Raw genomic sequence first — 16,197 nt, forward strand, 5'->3', positions numbered from 1 at the left:
AGTTAAGCTCTTTAGCGCCGATGGTAGTTGGGGGTTTCCCCCTGCGAGAGTAGGACGTTGCTAGGCACACCGAAGTACTGACAGAAGTCAGTGCTTTTTTTGTGTGAAGAAACCATAATTATATACCAATAGGCATTATATAAAAATAATTAAATGTAAAGACCTAAATAATTTTCATGTAGCTATTTCCCTATGTTTTATAACAAGAATGCTTGAATAAAGCGTTACCATCAACAAGCCATGATAATTAGGAATACTTTGAATACTCTTTCTTTTCTCAATATCTTGACACACTACCTATCTGATTGATAACCTTACAAATAACATATTTTCAAACAGGAGGAGTTATTAAACATGTGGGAAACGAAATTTGCCAAAGAAGGCTTAACATTTGATGACGTATTATTAGTGCCAGCACACTCAGAGGTATTACCAAAAGAGGTAAGCTTAGCAGTAGAACTAACACCAAAAATTAAATTAAACATTCCATTAATCAGTGCGGGTATGGATACAGTTACAGAAGCATCAATGGCAATTGCTATGGCACGTCAAGGCGGTCTAGGAATCATTCACAAAAACATGTCAGTAGAAGAACAGGCAGATCACGTTGAACGTGTAAAACGTTCTGAAAACGGCGTTATCACAAATCCATTTTTCTTAACACCTTCACATCAAGTATTTGATGCAGAACATCTAATGGGCAAATATAAAATCTCAGGTGTTCCAATCGTAAACAATGAAGAAGATTTAACTTTAGTTGGTATCATTACAAATCGTGACTTACGTTACATTTCAGATTACTCATTACAAATTTCAGATGTTATGACGAAAGAAGACTTAATCACAGCTCCTGTAGGTACAACTTTAGAAGAAGCTGAAAAAATTCTTCAACAACACAAAATCGAAAAGCTACCATTAGTTGATAGTGATGGTATCTTAAAAGGTTTAATTACAATCAAAGATATTGAAAAAGTAATTGAATATCCAAATGCAGCTAAAGATGAATTTGGTCGTCTTTTAGTAGGTGCAGCTGTAGGTGTTACTGCAGATGCTGTAAAACGCATCGAAAAATTAGTAGAGGCACAAGTTGATGTTATCGTTATCGATACAGCACATGGTCACTCAGAAGGTGTAATTAACTCAGTAAAAGCTATCCGCGATCGCTTCCCAGAAGTAGCAATCATTGCTGGTAACGTAGCAACTGCTGAAGGTGCTGCTGCACTATTCGACGTTGGTGTAGACGTTGTTAAAGTTGGTATTGGACCAGGCTCTATTTGTACTACTCGTGTCGTTGCTGGTGTTGGTGTACCACAAATTACAGCAGTTTATGACTGTGCTACAGTTGCACGTGAACGTGGTAAAGCAATCATCGCGGATGGTGGTATTAAATACTCTGGCGATATCGTAAAGGCGCTAGCAGCTGGTGGTAACGCCGTAATGCTAGGTTCATTACTTGCAGGTACTTCTGAATCACCTGGGGATACTGAAATCTTCCAAGGTCGTCGTTTTAAAGTTTACCGCGGTATGGGTTCATTAGGCGCAATGGAAAAAGGTTCAAAAGACCGTTACTTCCAAGAAGATGCTAAAAAATTAGTGCCAGAAGGTATTGAAGGTCGTCTTCCATACAAAGGACCTTTATCAGATACAGTTTACCAACTAGTTGGTGGTATCCGTGCTGGTATGGGTTACTGCGGCGCTCCTGATTTACAGCACCTACGCGATGAAGCACAATTCGTTCGTATGACTGGTGCAGGGTTACGTGAGTCTCACCCACATGACGTACAAATTACAAAAGAAGCACCAAACTATTCAATTTAATTAAAATAAATAAAAGCAGGTAGCGTAGTAAATAGGCTACCTGCTTTTTTGTATGCGGATTTGATACAATGTTGTATTTCAATCTATGATAAAATGGGAAAGATAAATACATAGATTGATGGAGGGTATGGCGTTGAAAAAACGGTGGAAAGCAGCATCTATACGAGTACTATTAGCGTTCGTTTTAGTTGTAAGTATGTTAGAAATAAGTCTTACTTCTGCAAGCGCTAAAAACGATGAACCAACTGTGTTAGCAAAAGCAGCAATTGTCATTGATGCAGATAGCGGTAAAATTTTATACGAAAAAAATGCCAATAAAGCACTTGGTATTGCGAGTATGTCTAAGATGATGACAGAATTCATTCTGCTCGATAAAATTAAAGCAGGAGAAATTTCATGGGATGATAAATACAATGTATCAAAATACGCGTATAAAATTTCTCATGATACGGCATTAAGCAATGTAGCACTGCGTGAAGATGGTGTATATACTGTGCGTGAGCTATACGAAGCAATGGCAATCTATTCTGCAAATGCCGCAACCATTGCATTAACAGAAGTTATGGCAGGCTCTGAGAAAAAATTCTTACCGCTCATGAATAAGAAAGCAAAAGAACTAGGTCTTAAAAAATATACATTTTATAATGCGACTGGCTTAAGTAATTCACAACTTCAAGGCATGCATCCAAAAGGTACCCCGAAAAAGGGTGAAAATAAAATGCCTGCTAAAGAAGTAGCGAAGTTATCCTATGAATTATTAAAAGAGCATCCAGAAGTATTAGAAACGGCAAGTATTTTGAAAAAAACATTCGCTAAAGGAACAAAAGATGCGATTCCAATGGAAAACTGGAATTACATGCTAAAGGGTGGCAAATACGAGTATGAAGGTGTAGATGGCTTGAAAACAGGCTCTACCGACTATGCTGGTCAATGTTTTGCTGCAACGGCGAAACAAGGCGATTTGCGCGTTATTACAATTGTAATGGATGCAAAAGAAAAGAATGGCGATAGCACATATAAAGCGCGTTTTGATGCGACAAAAGTGTTGCTTGATTATGCATTTGATAATTTTGAACAGCAAACCATTCTAGCTAAAAATGCAACGTTTAACGAGCAAAAAACAATTGAAGTAAAAAATGGTAAAGAAAAAACAGTTAAAATTCAAGCGACAGAACCAATTAAAATGGTTGTGAACAAAAATAATATAAAAGCCATTAAGACAGAACTTGTATTAACATATCCTTCGATTTCAGCACCAGTGAAAAAAGGTGCAGTTGTTGGATATGTGAAAGTGACAGGCGATAAGTATGGGTATATCAATCCTACTGAACTAAAATCAAATGTCGTGACAACAACATCTGCATCAGAGCGTGGCTGGTTATCAAAAGGATTTACTGGCCTTGGTGATTTCTTTGAAAATGTTTGGGATAAAGTATTTTAATAAAGTAAAAGAGGCTGGGACAAAACACGTCATTTTCCTTTTTTAGCGTTCGCAACGAAAAACCGGAATCGCGCGGTAGCGCGGTTCCGGTTTTTCTTATGTTCATATGAACGTTTGTTTTTATACATATGTCCCAGCCTCTTTTTTTAATTGCCATAATTCAAATAATGTTGTGATTGCCTGCGAGATTTTATCCTCATCAATGCCACCAAAGCCTAAAAGTAAATGTTGGGCGTAACGCGCATCGTCTTTTAATAAATATTGTGATAAAGGAGAAATACGAATATGCGCCTCTTTGGCCTGATTACTTAATTGCTGAGCATTTTGAGGATGGCTGACAGTTAAGGCAATATGCATGCCTGCTTGCTCACCTGAAATATTCACAGCATCATAATTAGTAATAACAGCAGTCAATTTTTCAAGTTTCTTTCGATAAATTTTACGCATGCGATTTAAGTGCTTTGAAAAATGACCATCTCGCATAAACTGCATTAAAATATGTTGTTCAAAGCGTGGGACAGTGCATGTATAGTACGTAAATAATGCATGATAACGCGGCATCAATTTTTCAGGCAGCACGAAATAAGCAATACGTAGGGAAGGCATGAGTGATTTAGAAAATGTACTTAAATAAATGACCTTTTGCTGATGATCCATACTTTGTAGGGATGGAATTGGTTTTCCGATATAACGGAACTCACTGTCATAGTCGTCTTCGATAATGTAGCGATTCCCTTGATGACTAGCCCATTGTAAAAGTTGTGCTCTGCGTGGTGCTGACAAGATCGCACCTGTTGGGAATTGATGTGATGGTGTCACATAGACGATATTGGCATCACTCATTTCAAGCTCTGACACATCAAGACCATCTGCATCGATGCGAATAGGTAGGCTTCTTTGGCCGTATTGCTCAATAATATGATGCGTCATTTGATAGCCGGGATTTTCAAGTGCATAGACATTATAGTCCCCGAGAATTTGCAAAATCATTGGAATCAATTGTTCGGTACCAGAGCCAATAACAATTTGCTCTGGGCGACAATGTACGCCGCGCGATTGATAAAGATAACTCGCAATTTCTTCGCGTAGGGCATACTCACCTTGTGCAGAGCCAACTAATAACAAGCTTTGTTGCTGTTCATCAATGGCATCCTTGGCATAACGTCGCCATGTTGAAAAGGGGAAGGAAGCGGTATCAATGCGACCAGGGCTAAAGTCAATATCATAGCGCGGTGCAGTAGGCTTTGTTTCGGGTACTAAAACGGGTTTATCAATATAGGGAAGTGATGCGATATCTTCCACAAAAAAACCGATGCGAGGTTTTGAAACGATATAGCCCTCTGCAAGTAATTGTCCGTATGCAAGTTCAATAGTCGTTTGGCTCAGCATTAAAAAATCCGCTAATTTTCGCTTGGATGGTAATTTTTTTTCGACCGGAATAGAGCCGTCAATAATGCCACGTTTAATTGCCTCGTAAAGCTGTTCGTATAGAGGTTCTTTGGCATTTTTATCTAATTCAAACATGAGCATATCCATATGAAATTCCTCCTCTGACCTGGTTAAAAATAATAAATCTGAATATTTAGAAATAGTCAAAACTCTTTTACCATGATAGCACAAAGCAATAAAGGAGGAAATGAAATGATTCAGACAGGTGTAGAAACAGTAAAAAGAGGAATGGCTCAAATGCAAAAAGGTGGCGTGATTATGGATGTTATTAACGCAGAGCAAGCAAAAATCGCAGAGGCAGCCGGAGCAACTGCTGTTATGGCATTAGAACGTGTACCTTCTGATATTCGTAAAGCGGGTGGCGTTGCACGTATGGCGGACCCACGTATCGTAGAAGAAGTGATGAATGCGGTGTCGATTCCCGTTATGGCAAAAGCACGTATTGGCCATGTGGTTGAAGCAAGAATATTAGAATCGATGGGTGTGGACTATATCGATGAAAGTGAAGTGCTAACACCTGCAGACGAGGAATATCATTTACTCAAGAGTACATATAATGTGCCGTTTGTATGTGGATGTCGTGATTTAGGAGAAGCTGCGCGTCGTATTGGTGAAGGAGCGGCTATGCTACGCACAAAGGGAGAGCCAGGTACAGGTAATATTGTCGAAGCAGTACGCCATTTACGTCAGGTAAATGCGCAGGTACGTCAAGTCGTCAATTTACCAAAAGATGAATTAATGACAATGGCAAAAAATATCGGTGCACCATTTGACGTATTATTGCAGATTCAAGAGGTAGGACATTTACCGGTTGTGAACTTTGCAGCAGGTGGCATTGCAACTCCAGCAGATGCCGCGTTAATGATGGAGCTTGGTGCGGATGGTGTATTTGTCGGCTCTGGTATTTTTAAATCGAGTAACCCAGAAAAATTTGCAAAAGCTATTGTACAGGCCACAACATATTATCAAGATTATGAGCTTATAGCGAATTTATCAAAAGAATTAGGAACGCCAATGAAAGGTCTAGATATTACGAGTATGCCATTTGAAGAGCGTATGCAGGAGCGTGGTTGGTAATGAAAATTGGTGTGGTGGCATTACAAGGTGCGGTAACAGAACATCTGACAGCTCTTTCTGTATTGGGAGCGGAGGCTATTCCTGTGAAAGAAGCTAATCAATTACGAGAGCTCGATGGACTAGTACTACCTGGTGGTGAAAGTACGGCAATACGGCGCTTGATGGATGCAGCACAATTACGAGAGCATTTACAGCTATTCTCACGCGAAAAGCCTGTATTTGGTACATGTGCAGGACTTATTTTATTGGCAAAGGAAGTAATCGGGGAAGAAGCGCATATTGGTACGATGAATGTAGTTGTAGAACGCAATTCATTTGGTCGCCAAATCGATAGTTTTATAACGGATGTCACTGTTCAAGAGAGAAAGATTCCAGCCGTTTTTATTCGTGCGCCGCATATTCAATCTGTAGGAAACAATGTAGAAGTATTAGCAACAGTAGGTGATCGAATTGTCCTTGCACGTGATGGACATTTACTTGGTTGTGCGTTTCATCCAGAGCTAACAGAAGACCGTTATATTTTCGAATTATTTCTCGAAATGGTGAAAAAAAGTGCATCTGCGAGACTTGCATCGCATGAAAATGTGTTGTAAAGTATGGGTAACTTAACATTTAACACGATGATAGGAAGTAGTAACGAATCCGTTTTTTTATAGAGAGTCGACGGCTGGTGGAAGTCGACAAAAACGCTCGCGAATCCGTCCTGGAGTTGCCTTATTGAAACCAGCAGTAGATAGGGCCGGCATCCTAGCCGTTATGAAACAAGTGGAACAGGCATCAGTCTGTTCAATTAGGGTGGCAACGCGGGTATGCTCTCGTCCCTTTACCAAGGGGATGGGAGCATTTTTTTGTACTCTTACATCGATTATCTGAATGGAGGAAAAACATATGTTAGATATTAAACGCGTACGCGCAAATCTTGCAGAAGTAAAAGAAAAATTAGCGCACCGTAACGAAGAACTTGGCACATTTGATTACTTTGAAGAATGGGACCAAAAACGTCGTGATTTAATCGCGAAAACAGAAGAATTAAAAGCAGCACGTAATAAAGCAACAGAAGTCATTGCAGTGAAAAAACGTGCGAAAGAAGATGCACAAGAAGACATCTTAAAAATGCGTGAACTAAGCGCTGAAATTAAAGCATTAGACGTTGAGCTAAATGATATCGAAGAAAAATTCCAAGATATGATGATGCGTCTTCCAAATATTCCACACGAATCAACTCCTGTAGGGGATACAGAAGATGATAACGTGGAAGTTTACACACGCGGCGACGTACCAACATTTGATTTCGAGCCAAAAGCTCACTGGGACATTGCAACAGATTTAGGTATTATCGATTTCGAACGCGCAGCAAAAGTAACAGGCTCTCGTTTCGTCTTTTACCGTGGCTTAGGTGCTCGTTTAGAACGTGCGCTTTGGAATTTCATGATGGACTTACATGCAGATAAACATGGCTATGAAGAAATGCTACCACCATACATGGCAAATCGTGCAAGCTTAACTGGTACAGGTCAACTGCCAAAATTCGAAGAAGATGCCTTCTTAATCGAAAAAGAAGATTACTTCCTAATTCCAACAGCTGAAGTGCCAGTAACCAACTTCTACCGTGATGAAATTTTATCAGCAGATATGTTACCACAAGCATTCACAGCCTTCTCTGCTTGCTTCCGTTCAGAAGCAGGTTCTGCTGGCCGTGATACACGTGGCCTAATCCGCCAACACCAATTCAACAAAGTAGAATTAGTACGCTTCGTAAAACCAGAAGAATCTTATGAGCAACTTGAATTATTAACTTCTCATGCAGAAGAAGTATTAACATTACTCGGTTTACCATACCGTAAATTAAGCATGTGTACAGCTGACTTAGGCTTCACTGCTGCGAAAAAATACGATTTAGAAGTATGGATTCCAGCCCAAGATAAATTCCGTGAAATCTCTTCTTGCTCAAACTTTGAAGATTTCCAAGCACGTCGAGCAGGCATCCGCTTCCGTCGTGATAAAACAGCAAAACCAGAATATGTTCACACATTAAATGGTTCAGGTCTTGCAGTAGGTCGTACAATCGCGGCTATTTTAGAAAACTACCAACAAGCAGATGGTTCTGTAAAAATTCCAGAAGTGCTTGTACCATACATGGGCGGCGTAACTGAAATTAAAGCAAAATAATCGATAACGAAAAAGAGGCTTTGACATACGTGTAAAAGCAACCTCTCATATGAGTATAAGAAAAACCGGAATCGCGCGGTGGCGCGGTTCCGGTTTTTCGTTGCGAACGCTAAAAAAGGAACATGACATTTTGTGACAGCCACTTTTTTATTGATCTTTATGCGCTTGCTCTGCTAACTTACGCAGTCGTTTTTGTTCTTTTTTACGTGCGCGTAGTTCACGGAAGAAATCGGTTAATAGTGCACCAGTTTCTTCTGCAAGCACGCCTTCTGTAACGTCGCATTCATGATTAAAGCGAGCGTCATTTAGTAAGTGATAAAGTGAATCGACACAGCCCGCCTTTATATCACGTGCGCCGTACACAACACGTGGTACCCGCGATTGTAAAATAGCACCTGCACACATCGGGCAAGGCTCAAGTGTGACATAAAGCGTTGTTTCCTCAAGGCGCCAGCTACCGATTACTTCGCAAGCTTGTTGGATGGCCATGAGTTCGGCATGGGTAATGGCATTTTGTGATGTTTCACGTAAATTATGCGCGCGTGCAATAATTTTATCGTTGTAGACAACTATGGCTCCAATTGGTACTTCATCAATCGCCGCGGCTTTTGTGGCTTCATTTATCGCTTCTTGCATGAAGCGTACATCTTTCTGTTGTTGATCCATTTTTAGACTCCTTTACTGAGTTTGAAGAATTTCGACAATTCATTATAACTGTCGTAACGTTTCGGTCTGTGATAAAATATTTTACATTGATGAAAAAAAGCGAAGGGGGACTTCTGATGCCTACACCATTTATTACGGTTGAAGGACCGATTGGCGTCGGGAAAACGTCGCTCTCTAAAATAGTATCGGAAACATTTGAGTTTCACTTATTAAAAGAGATTGTAGACGAAAATCCGTTTTTAAATAAGTTTTACGAAGACATCGATGAATGGAGCTTCCAAACAGAGATGTTTTTCTTGTGCAATCGTTACAAACAATTAACAGACATTAAAAAGTATATTTTAGCTGAGAATCATCCAGTTGTCGCAGATTATCACATTTTCAAAAATTTAATTTTTGCAAAACGTACACTGAAGCCAACTGAATATCATAAGTATGAAGAAATTTATCGTATTTTAACAGCAGATATGCCAAAACCAAATATCGTTATTTACTTAGATGCATCAGTAGATACGTTAATGAAACGTATCGCGATGCGTGGTCGCGAGTTCGAAAAAATGATTTCGCGTGATTATATGGAGCAGCTTGTTGAAGATTATCATACATTTATTGAAAGCTTCGAAAAAAGCCATCCAGACATTCCGGTTATTCGCGTGAATGGTGATGAATTAGATTTCGTCCAACACGCAGCGGACCTTCAAAGAATTTTACGCAAGATTGATGAAACGTTACAACAAAGGAGCTTTAAATAAATGAATTTACGAGAAAAATATGGTATCCCGTCAAATGCGGTGATTACAATCGCGGGAACAGTGGGTGTTGGTAAATCAACGATGACAAAAGCACTTGCTGAGGCACTTAACTTTCGTACATCTTTTGAAAAGGTAGATACTAACCCATACTTAGATAAATTTTATGATGACTTTGAAAAATGGAGCTTCCATTTACAAATTTACTTCCTAGCAGAACGCTTTAAAGAACAGAAGCGTATTTTTGAATATGGTGGCGGCTTTATCCAAGACCGTTCTATCTATGAAGATACCGGCATTTTTGCAAAAATGCATTATGATAAAGGGACAATGTCACCAACAGACTACGAAACATATACAAATCTATTTGATGCAATGGTGATGACACCGTACTTCCCACACCCAGATTTATTAATTTACTTAGAAGGTTCAATTGACAATATTATTGACCGTATTGAAGAACGTGGTCGCCCAATGGAGCAACAAACAGATAAAGCGTACTGGCATGAAATGCATGACCGATATGATACATGGATTGATAATTTCAATTCATGCCCAGTGCTTCGTTTAGATATCAATGATTACGATTTAATGAAAGATCCGCAAACAATTGAGCATATTTTAGAACGTATCGCTCACTTTATGGAGCAAACTTCGCATTTACGCCGTCGTTAATTAGTAGGAGACTATCACATTTTGTGGTAGTCTTTTTTTATCAGCAAAGGAAGGTGTTCAACATGAGAGTAGCAATTTACTGTGGATCACGAGAAGGAAACAACCCGATTTATATAGAAAAAGCAATCGAGCTAGGTCGCACATTAGCGGAGAATGGCATCGGTGTTGTATATGGTGGTGCGAATAATGGTGTCATGGGCGCTGTGGCAGATGCCGCATTAGCAGCGGGTGGTGAAGTCATTGGCGTCACACCAGCATTTGATGAGTGGAATGAAGTAACGCACTTAGGATTAACCGAGCTACACTACGTCAGTACGATGCATGAGCGTAAAGCATTGATGATTCAATTATCGGATTTATTTATCGCATTACCAGGTGGTGCGGGGACAATGGATGAATTTTTCGATGTCTTTACACTAACGCAGATTGGTCAACAAGACAAAGCAGTTTGTTTATATAATGTGAATCATTTCTATGAGCCATTACGCACGCACTTCGATAAAATGGTAGCGGAAGGCTTTATGCCAACGGAGCATTTGGAGTTACTACATATGCTTGAAACACCACAGGATGCACTAAACTTAGTTGCAAAAATCGAAGCAAAGCAAAAAAGTCTATAAAAAAACGAGGCAGGGATTAAACCTTTGCCTCGTTTTTTTTCAATTTATAGCGTAATTGATTGATTTGAAAAAATAGAAAACAGCCGATGCAAAAACCTAAGATGGCAATGCCTGATGCGAGTACCACCATGATTGTAAATACATAGCCCATTACAGCTAAGTTGCTTGTGAATCCGATTAGGCCAAGTGTAAGACATGTAATCGCAATCGTCGAGTTAAATTTTTGCTGCGTCACATCTTCAGGGATGTAATCAGACGGTCTTTTCTTTAAGAAACGGCGTCCGATTTTAATCACCGGATTGAAGTTGAAAAGCAGCCCACCTAAATTACATACGAGTGGTACTAATAAGAGCCATGGACTAATAAACCAACTAGCAACGGTAAATAATAAAATCGTCCATTGATTGGCGCGAACTAATGGGCGTGGAATAAATGGAGGCTTTGACATACTAACCAACCTTTCTTAAAGAAAATGAATTTCCTTTATCATAATCCTTTAAAGACTTTAAATCAAATTGTTTTACTTGGTATTTTAATTTGTTTAAAAATAGGTTGAATGGTAATGAAATAATGAAGGGAGTTTTGCGTATGGAGTTATTGATAGCCATTTTACCAGCGATTTTCTGGGGTAGCCAAGTGTTAATCACAATGAAAATCGGTGGCGGCGCTTATAGCCAAACATTAGGTACAGCAATTGGTGCACTTGCATTTTCACTCGCTATTTATTTTACAGTGCAACCAGAGCTATCGTTGCTTATTTTTGGGGTAGGCTTTGTATCAGGATTATTTTGGGCAATTGGACAAGGAAATCAACTTATTGCAGTTAATAATATTGGTGTCTCAAAAGCAATGCCCATTTCAACCGGTCTTCAATTAGTGGGGACAGCATTATTTGGCGTCATCGTGTTTCATGAATGGAAAACGACAACCGCGATTATACTCGGTGTCATTGCGATTGCCTGTATTTTAGTCGGTATTATTTTCACATCAAAAGATGATCATGATGAGGAAGGAAAAGCAAACTTTAAAAAAGGTATGATAACACTGCTGATTTCGACAGCTGGATTTATCGGTTATGCAGTTATTGCACGTTTCTTTGAAGTGACGAGCTGGGAACTTGTATTACCGCAGGCGATCGGGATGGGCGTTGGTGCACTTGCTTTAACCATGCGTCACAATCCATTTAATAAATATGCGCTTCTTAATATTATTCCAGGTCTTGTATGGGCAGCGGGGAATTTATTCTTATTCATTTCGCAGTCAAAAGTAGGCGTCGCAATTAGTTTCTCACTATCACAATGCGGGGTCATTATTTCTACGCTAGGCGGGATATTCTTACTTGGCGAAAAGAAAACAAAGAAGCAACTTATCTATATTGCAATTGGCATTTTATTAATTATTGCAGGGGTTGCGATGCTAGGTATTACGAAAAATAATTAATATATTGCGATAAGTTTTTGAAATTGTATGGTTTTAGGTTGATTTTTTATAAAATCATTTATATACTAGTTATTGCTATGCTAGGTGGGGAGGTAGCGGTGCCCTATAACTCGCAATCCGCTTTAGCGAGACTGAAGTCCTTTTCGAGGCTGTCCGTATGTTTGGTCTGCCTCGTGCACGTAGTGTTGAAGATTGGGTCCTGCGCAATGAGCGCTTATGAACCATGTCAGGTCCGGAAGGAAGCAGCATTAAGTAGGTTAACTCATGTGCCGTGGGGTAGCCTGATCTGAGCTGGCGACAGGAGTAACGCTTGTGTACGGCAGTCGAAGAAAGGTGCATGGCATTAACATGCATATTCAACTCATCCGATTTATCGGGTGAGTTTTTTTCTTGTCTAAATGGTATAATAAAATTAAGTGATTTCAACTAGAAAAGGAGACAAAAACGTTGGCATATCAAGCTTTTTATCGCGTATATCGCCCGCAAACCTTCCGAGAAGTGTCGGGTCAGACGCATGTGAAACGTACATTACAAAATGCGCTTGAAGCAAATAAAACAACGCATGCTTATTTATTCTCAGGCCCTCGTGGTACCGGGAAGACAAGTATGGCGCGTATTTTTGCGAAAGCACTCAACTGTGAACATGCCGTAGCAGGCGAGCCATGTAACGAATGTGCGCATTGTAAAGAAATTAATGAAGGTAAATCCAATGACGTTTTTGAATACGATGCGGCGTCAAACTCTCGTGTAGAAGATATGCGTGAAATGCTCGAATTTATCGACCGCGCTCCTTCATACGGCATGCGCTATAAAATTTACATTATCGATGAAGTGCATATGCTTTCTACAAGTGCCTTCAATGCATTATTAAAAACATTAGAAGAGCCTCCTGCACATGTCGTTTTTGTGTTAGCAACAACGGAGCCTCATAAAATTCCCGCAACCATTATTTCACGTACACAACGCTTCGACTTTAAACGCTTATCTTCAAGTGATTTAGTAGAGCGCATGAAAATCGTGTTAGAAGATATTGATTTAGATTATGATGAGCGTGCATTAAAAGTCATCGCACAAGCTGCTGCTGGTGGTATGCGTGATGCACTTAGTATGCTTGATCAAGTTGTATCGTTTAGTGAAAGTGAAGTAACACTAGAGGATGCGCTATTTGTGACAGGCTCTATTGGCCAAGATGTCTTTTATGATTTGGCACAAAGCCTTGCACAAAAAGATATTGCAAATGTCTTAGCGATGTTAGAGAAGCTAATGAGTGAAGGAAAAGATGCTGTTCGCTTATCGGAGGATTTTATTACATTCTTCCGTGATTTGCTACTTATTCAAACAGCACCGGACCTAGAAGAGTTGTTAGAGCTTGCTTCTACAGACGAAAAGTTTAAAGAACTTGCGAATAGCTTCTCGATGGATACACTTTATACGTATATTGACATTTTATCGAAAACACAGCAAGAGATGCGTTTCTCGTTACATTCGAAGGTATATTTAGAAACAGCGCTCCTAAAAATGGTTCAAAGTGGTGTTTCACGTGTAACAACTGCTGAAAATCCGGCAGGAATGCCAGAAGTCGCTGCACTTCAACAGCAAGTAAATGAATTACAGCAGCTTGTACTGCAAATGCAAAAAGGTGGCATGATGCCTCAACAACCACAGGCATCTGAACCAAAAGAAAAAAGCCCGCGTCGCTCTCGTCAGCGTAGCAATGAATTCCAAGTACAAGTTGGACGTATTCAAGAAGTAATGAAGCGGGCAACACGAGGCGACTTGCGTAAAATTCAAGAGATTTGGCCAAATGCAGTTGCACAGATTCCAAAATCCCAAGCGGCACTTTTAACAGATGCACAGCCAGTTGCTTCTTCAAATGATGCATTCGTACTTCAGTTTAAAGAAGATATCTATTGCCAAATCGCGGCGGATAATCCACAGTTTATGCAGCAATTCCCACAAGTTATTGCGGGAATGACAGGTACCATGTACGATATTGTTTTTATCCCAGAACAACGCTGGCTTAAACTTCGTGAGGAATTTTTCTCACATTATCAGAAGTCTAAACTACAACAAACTACGGAAGAAAATCCGTCTACAAGTGGCGAAGAAGCCGAAGAAAATGTACAATCAATGTTAGTTGAAGAACAACAAGCCTCGGCTAATCCAGTAGTGGATGAGGCAATGAAGCTATTCGGCGAAGATTTTGTCGAAGTAGTGGAAGATTAAATCATTATATCCAAGGAGGAATTTAATATGCGCGGTGGCGGTAACATGAATCAAATGATGAAACAAATGCAAAAAATGCAAAAGAAAATGATGGAAGCTCAAGGTGAACTAGAAGAAAGCACTTTCGAAGGTTCAGCTAGTAACGGTTTAGTAAAAGTAACTGTATCAGGTAAAAAAGAAATCACAGACGTTGAAATTAACCCAGAAGTAGTAGATCCAGACGATGTTGAGCTATTACAAGATATGATCATTATTGCTGTAAACAATGCAATGGAAGCTGTTGATAAAGAAACATCTTCTAAAATGGGTCAATTCACAAAAGGCTTAAACATTCCAGGTCTATAATTTAAAGCTATAGGAGGGAATGGGTATGCATTATCCTGAACCAATATCACGATTAATTGATAGCTTTATGAAATTGCCAGGCATTGGGCCAAAAACAGCCTCTCGCTTGGCATTTTTCGTGCTAACAATGGAAGAAGATAGCGTACTTACTTTCGCTAAATCACTTGTTGATGCAAAACGTGAACTCACATATTGCTCAACCTGTGGACACATTACGGATGTCGACCCTTGCCATATTTGCCAAGACCCTAGACGTGACCGTTCAATGATTTGTGTCGTTCAAGATACGAAAGATGTCATTGCAATGGAAAAAATGCGTGATTATAATGGGTTATATCATGTTTTACAAGGTGCGATTTCACCAATGGACGGCATTGGACCAGAAGATATTAATATTCCGGCACTTATTCAACGTTTACACAATGATGAAGTGCAAGAATTAATCTTAGCAACAAATCCTACAATTGAAGGAGAAGCGACAGCAATGTATATTTCTCGTCTCGTGAAACCATCTGGTATTAAAACGACGCGTATTGCGCATGGTTTGCCAGTTGGTGGGGATTTAGAATATGCAGATGAAGTGACGCTTTCAAAAGCACTTGAAGGACGTAGAGAACTGTAAAGAGAGGTCACATCTATGTTTTTTAGTAAAAAACAAAAACTTCGCCGAGAATATGACGAAAAACTTGTTGGTTTAATTAAAGGAGCAAAGCAAGACCTCGATGACATACAGCATCTAGAAGGCATTGCCGATGATTTTGAGCTTAGTACAATCGCTCAAAAGAAAATTGCTGAAAGTAAATATTTCTATTTATTTAAAGAAGCACGTATTCGTAAAGTGTTAATTAAATAATAATGGAAGAATCGCATGAAAATGCGGTTCTTTTTTTGTGCCTTTTGGAGATGATAAATTACTAGTACATAGAGCAGACGAAAGATGTGTGGTAAATGATGTCGAATATTAAGCCATGTAAACAAGGATCGGAACTAAACTCAGGATTTTATACTTATTATGTTAAGAAACTACTAGTAGCAATATTTGATTTTATATTCTATAAGAAGAAACAGCGTTGAAATGCTTCGAAGATAGCTAAGAAAGTCCAGTTTTATAATGAAATATAAAGTATTTTAAAATAAATAATAAAAAAGACGTAAAATGTATTGCAAAGCTCTAGAATGCATGTTATTATATAATAGTTCTCGACAAAGAGAGCACATTTATAAAAAATCAATTGACATTTTACAAAATATCTTTTAGAATATTTGAAGTCGTTAAAAACTTTTGAAAAAAAGTTGTTGACAACAAAATGTTATGATGATATAATAAATGAGTCGTTAAGGTAACGGCGAACGAAATGAACCTTGAAAACTGAACAAGCAAGATGTAATCACAATAAATTCGGTTCAATTGAATCGAAAAAAATGTTATCAAGCAAGATAACGCTAGCAAAGCAAATGAGCTTTCAAACACTTTTTATGGAGAGTTTGATCCTGGCTCAGGACGAACGCTGGCGGCGTGCCT

At 39.2% G+C, this 16,197-nt stretch carries 16 protein-coding genes, 1 other RNA gene and 1 other annotated feature; of the genes, 14 read left to right on the plus strand and 3 right to left on the minus strand.

Annotated features, from left to right (window positions below):
• Nucleotides 1–354 precede the first annotated feature (354 nt).
• Entirely contained in the window at nucleotides 355–1,818 is a 1,464-nt protein-coding gene (gene guaB / locus ACFSY7_RS11785; RefSeq protein ID WP_380147973.1) for an IMP dehydrogenase, read from the plus strand.
• 133 nt (nucleotides 1,819–1,951) lie between these two features.
• Entirely contained in the window at nucleotides 1,952–3,259 is a 1,308-nt protein-coding gene (locus tag ACFSY7_RS11790) for a D-alanyl-D-alanine carboxypeptidase family protein (RefSeq protein ID WP_380147974.1), read from the plus strand.
• Nucleotides 3,260–3,379: 120 nt separating this feature from the next.
• Here ACFSY7_RS11790 and pdxR read toward each other — a convergent pair whose 3' ends face one another.
• Nucleotides 3,380–4,795, minus strand: a complete 1,416-nt coding sequence (gene pdxR / locus ACFSY7_RS11795; RefSeq protein ID WP_380147975.1) for a MocR-like pyridoxine biosynthesis transcription factor PdxR — start codon at nucleotides 4,793–4,795, stop codon at nucleotides 3,380–3,382.
• A 105-nt stretch (nucleotides 4,796–4,900) separates the two neighbouring features.
• On the opposite strand from pdxR, the gene pdxS reads away from it, so the two are divergent.
• From pdxS to serS, 3 genes are all read left to right on the plus strand, one after another.
• A complete protein-coding gene (gene pdxS / locus ACFSY7_RS11800) occupies nucleotides 4,901–5,785 on the plus strand; it encodes a pyridoxal 5'-phosphate synthase lyase subunit PdxS (RefSeq protein WP_139996389.1) in 885 nt (294 codons plus the stop codon).
• Nucleotides 5,785–6,378: a pyridoxal 5'-phosphate synthase glutaminase subunit PdxT gene (gene pdxT, locus ACFSY7_RS11805; protein ID WP_380147976.1), complete on the plus strand. Its 594-nt coding sequence runs from the start codon at nucleotides 5,785–5,787 to the stop codon at nucleotides 6,376–6,378. Before pdxS ends, pdxT begins: the two co-directional genes overlap by 1 nt.
• 18 nt (nucleotides 6,379–6,396) lie before the next feature.
• Nucleotides 6,397–6,611 (plus strand) — a binding site (T-box leader).
• A gap of 62 nt (nucleotides 6,612–6,673) precedes the next feature.
• Complete coding sequence (serS, locus tag ACFSY7_RS11810) at nucleotides 6,674–7,954, plus strand: serine--tRNA ligase (RefSeq protein ID WP_380147977.1); 1,281 nt, start codon at nucleotides 6,674–6,676, stop codon at nucleotides 7,952–7,954.
• Nucleotides 7,955–8,101: 147 nt separating this feature from the next.
• Here the strand turns inward: serS and tadA are convergent, their stop codons facing one another.
• Nucleotides 8,102–8,620, minus strand: coding sequence for a tRNA adenosine(34) deaminase TadA (gene tadA / locus ACFSY7_RS11815; RefSeq protein ID WP_380147978.1), 519 nt, complete (start codon nucleotides 8,618–8,620; stop codon nucleotides 8,102–8,104).
• Between the two features lie 116 nt (nucleotides 8,621–8,736).
• Here tadA and ACFSY7_RS11820 point away from each other — a divergent pair, with 116 nt between their 5' ends.
• The 3 genes from ACFSY7_RS11820 to ACFSY7_RS11830 all read left to right on the plus strand — a co-directional run bounded on the left by ACFSY7_RS11820 (nucleotide 8,737) and on the right by ACFSY7_RS11830 (nucleotide 10,664).
• Nucleotides 8,737–9,372, plus strand: a complete 636-nt coding sequence (locus tag ACFSY7_RS11820) for a deoxynucleoside kinase (protein WP_126988979.1) — start codon at nucleotides 8,737–8,739, stop codon at nucleotides 9,370–9,372.
• Nucleotides 9,373–10,044, plus strand: a complete 672-nt coding sequence (locus ACFSY7_RS11825) for a deoxynucleoside kinase (RefSeq protein ID WP_126988978.1) — start codon at nucleotides 9,373–9,375, stop codon at nucleotides 10,042–10,044.
• A gap of 62 nt (nucleotides 10,045–10,106) precedes the next feature.
• Nucleotides 10,107–10,664: an LOG family protein gene (locus ACFSY7_RS11830; RefSeq protein ID WP_126988977.1), complete on the plus strand. Its 558-nt coding sequence runs from the start codon at nucleotides 10,107–10,109 to the stop codon at nucleotides 10,662–10,664.
• A 16-nt stretch (nucleotides 10,665–10,680) separates the two neighbouring features.
• On the opposite strand, the gene ACFSY7_RS11835 is transcribed toward ACFSY7_RS11830, so the two are convergent.
• The gene (locus tag ACFSY7_RS11835; protein WP_380147979.1) at nucleotides 10,681–11,112 is read right to left on the minus strand and encodes a DUF4395 domain-containing protein; all 432 of its coding nucleotides are present in this window, start codon (nucleotides 11,110–11,112) and stop codon (nucleotides 10,681–10,683) included.
• Nucleotides 11,113–11,252: 140 nt separating this feature from the next.
• Between ACFSY7_RS11835 and ACFSY7_RS11840 the strand changes: the two genes are divergently transcribed.
• From ACFSY7_RS11840 to ACFSY7_RS11865, 6 genes are all read left to right on the plus strand, one after another.
• Nucleotides 11,253–12,104, plus strand: a complete 852-nt coding sequence (locus ACFSY7_RS11840; protein ID WP_380147980.1) for a GRP family sugar transporter — start codon at nucleotides 11,253–11,255, stop codon at nucleotides 12,102–12,104.
• 75 nt (nucleotides 12,105–12,179) lie between these two features.
• An RNA gene (gene ffs, locus ACFSY7_RS11845) (signal recognition particle sRNA large type) lies at nucleotides 12,180–12,445 on the plus strand.
• Between the two features lie 106 nt (nucleotides 12,446–12,551).
• Complete coding sequence (gene dnaX, locus ACFSY7_RS11850) at nucleotides 12,552–14,330, plus strand: DNA polymerase III subunit gamma/tau (RefSeq protein ID WP_380147981.1); 1,779 nt, start codon at nucleotides 12,552–12,554, stop codon at nucleotides 14,328–14,330.
• A 27-nt stretch (nucleotides 14,331–14,357) separates the two neighbouring features.
• Entirely contained in the window at nucleotides 14,358–14,675 is a 318-nt protein-coding gene (locus ACFSY7_RS11855) for a YbaB/EbfC family nucleoid-associated protein (RefSeq protein ID WP_126988973.1), read from the plus strand.
• A gap of 25 nt (nucleotides 14,676–14,700) precedes the next feature.
• Nucleotides 14,701–15,297, plus strand: a complete 597-nt coding sequence (recR, locus tag ACFSY7_RS11860; protein ID WP_126988972.1) for a recombination mediator RecR — start codon at nucleotides 14,701–14,703, stop codon at nucleotides 15,295–15,297.
• Nucleotides 15,298–15,312: 15 nt separating this feature from the next.
• Complete coding sequence (locus tag ACFSY7_RS11865; RefSeq protein ID WP_126988971.1) at nucleotides 15,313–15,528, plus strand: YaaL family protein; 216 nt, start codon at nucleotides 15,313–15,315, stop codon at nucleotides 15,526–15,528.
• Nucleotides 15,529–16,197: the final 669 nt, after the last annotated feature.

Source organism: Kurthia populi (assembly GCF_042686175.1).
Taxonomy (GTDB): Bacteria; Bacillota; Bacilli; order Bacillales_A; family Planococcaceae; genus Kurthia; species Kurthia populi.

Bases quoted from the DNA above. Each gene is read 5' to 3' on its own strand.
- recR (WP_126988972.1), top strand. From the start codon at position 14,701: ATGCATTATCCTGAACCAATATCACGATTAATTGATAGCTTTATGAAA.
- ACFSY7_RS11835 (WP_380147979.1), bottom strand. From the start codon at position 11,112: ATGTCAAAGCCTCCATTTATTCCACGCCCATTAGTTCGCGCCAATCAA.
- serS (WP_380147977.1), top strand. From the start codon at position 6,674: ATGTTAGATATTAAACGCGTACGCGCAAATCTTGCAGAAGTAAAAGAA.
- ACFSY7_RS11825 (WP_126988978.1), top strand. From the start codon at position 9,373: ATGAATTTACGAGAAAAATATGGTATCCCGTCAAATGCGGTGATTACA.
- ACFSY7_RS11830 (WP_126988977.1), top strand. From the start codon at position 10,107: ATGAGAGTAGCAATTTACTGTGGATCACGAGAAGGAAACAACCCGATT.
- ACFSY7_RS11840 (WP_380147980.1), top strand. From the start codon at position 11,253: ATGGAGTTATTGATAGCCATTTTACCAGCGATTTTCTGGGGTAGCCAA.
- ACFSY7_RS11865 (WP_126988971.1), top strand. From the start codon at position 15,313: ATGTTTTTTAGTAAAAAACAAAAACTTCGCCGAGAATATGACGAAAAA.
- pdxS (WP_139996389.1), top strand. From the start codon at position 4,901: ATGATTCAGACAGGTGTAGAAACAGTAAAAAGAGGAATGGCTCAAATG.
- guaB (WP_380147973.1), top strand. From the start codon at position 355: ATGTGGGAAACGAAATTTGCCAAAGAAGGCTTAACATTTGATGACGTA.
- pdxR (WP_380147975.1), bottom strand. From the start codon at position 4,795: ATGGATATGCTCATGTTTGAATTAGATAAAAATGCCAAAGAACCTCTA.
- tadA (WP_380147978.1), bottom strand. From the start codon at position 8,620: ATGGATCAACAACAGAAAGATGTACGCTTCATGCAAGAAGCGATAAAT.
- pdxT (WP_380147976.1), top strand. From the start codon at position 5,785: ATGAAAATTGGTGTGGTGGCATTACAAGGTGCGGTAACAGAACATCTG.
- ACFSY7_RS11855 (WP_126988973.1), top strand. From the start codon at position 14,358: ATGCGCGGTGGCGGTAACATGAATCAAATGATGAAACAAATGCAAAAA.
- ACFSY7_RS11820 (WP_126988979.1), top strand. From the start codon at position 8,737: ATGCCTACACCATTTATTACGGTTGAAGGACCGATTGGCGTCGGGAAA.